The organism is Streptomyces sp. NPDC006265, assembly GCF_040613555.1.
Lineage (GTDB): Bacteria > Actinomycetota > Actinomycetes > Streptomycetales > Streptomycetaceae > Streptomyces.
The window spans coordinates 1-1,145 of sequence record NZ_JBEXSH010001502.1 but is presented as its reverse complement, the minus strand read 5'-3'; the positions used below and the strand labels follow the sequence as shown (position 1 = coordinate 1,145).

Below are 1,145 nucleotides of genomic sequence, written 5' to 3'. Positions count from 1 at the left end.
CTCTTCCACGCGCCGCCGAACGACAGCACGGCGAAGGCGGCGGCCGGGAAGCCGCGGCGGGCCATGCGCTCCCGGGCCTCGTCCTCGCCCGAGCCGGCCAGCACCTCGGCGAGGCCCTGGATCCCCGGGTTGTGCCCGATCATGAGGACGTTCCGCGCGTCCTCGGAGGTCTCGTTGAGCAGGGCGATCAGCTCGCCCGGCGAGGCCTCGTAGATCCGCTCCTCGTAGACGGTTTTCGGCCGCTGCGGGAACTCCTGGACGGCGAGCTTCCAGGTCTCCCGGGTCCGGAGCGCGGTGGAGCACAGGGCCAGGTCGAAGGCGATACCGGTGTCGGTCAGCCTGCGCCCGGCCTCCGCCGCATCCATTCGGCCCCGGTCGGCGAGCGGACGCTCGTGATCCGTGACCTGTGGCCAGTCGGCTTTCGCATGGCGGAAGAGGACAATCCTGCGGGGTTCTGCGACGCTCATGAGATCCAGCTTCGCATGAAACACGCCACGGGGCTCAGGGAGTTGACCACGGGCTTCGGCCGTGATCAGCGGGCCATGAGCTGCTGTACACGCTCGAAGAGCTGGGTGATCGCGGGGTCGCCGGTGGCCGCGTGGGCGTCGGACGGGTTCAGGAGCAGGGCGAGCAGGGCGGCGAAGGCGAGCACGGGCAGGGCGAGAGCCCACCAGGGCAGCCGGCCGGCGGCACCGGCCCGGGTCGCCGGGTGGGGCCGCGTGGTCGTAGGGGCCGACATGGATGCCTCCGCTCTCCGAGTGCTCGGTGACCGTCTCGCGGTCACACACTTGAAGCTACGGAATCCTCGGCTGCCAGCCCATCCGGTGATCCACCCACTTGACCCTGACCCTCACCCCCTAGGGGACAGGGGGCTAACCCCACCACGGGCCGCGTACGCGGGGGTCATGGCGAGGCGATGGTCGCGATGACGGCGATGACGATGAAGATCGCGAAGAAGGCGCCGAAGACGAGCAGCATCTTCTTCTGACCGTGCTGGGGGTTCGGGTCGAGCACTGGCATGGGGCAAGTCTCCCACCCCCCGTGCCCGCCGGGCGCCCCGGGGTGACTCCCGTCCCCCGGGGCGAGGCTCAGCGGGCGGCCTCGTCCTCCACCGTGCGGTCGCGGCCGGCCACGAACCCGACGAC

3 protein-coding genes are annotated in these 1,145 nt (G+C 71.0%); all 3 read right to left on the bottom strand.

All coding sequences use genetic code 11. The features are described from left to right. Positions 1-467, bottom strand: a 467-nt coding sequence (locus tag ABZ281_RS50170; protein ID WP_356665596.1) for a histidine phosphatase family protein, incomplete at its 3' end; no start/stop codon positions are given. 65 nt (positions 468-532) lie between these two features. Further along, the gene (locus ABZ281_RS50165; protein WP_356665594.1) at positions 533-739 is read right to left on the bottom strand and encodes a hypothetical protein; all 207 of its coding nucleotides are present in this window, start codon (positions 737-739) and stop codon (positions 533-535) included. A 164-nt stretch (positions 740-903) separates the two neighbouring features. Further along, the gene (locus ABZ281_RS50160) at positions 904-1,020 is read right to left on the bottom strand and encodes an SGM_5486 family transporter-associated protein (protein ID WP_097215821.1); all 117 of its coding nucleotides are present in this window, start codon (positions 1,018-1,020) and stop codon (positions 904-906) included. Positions 1,021-1,145: the final 125 nt, after the last annotated feature.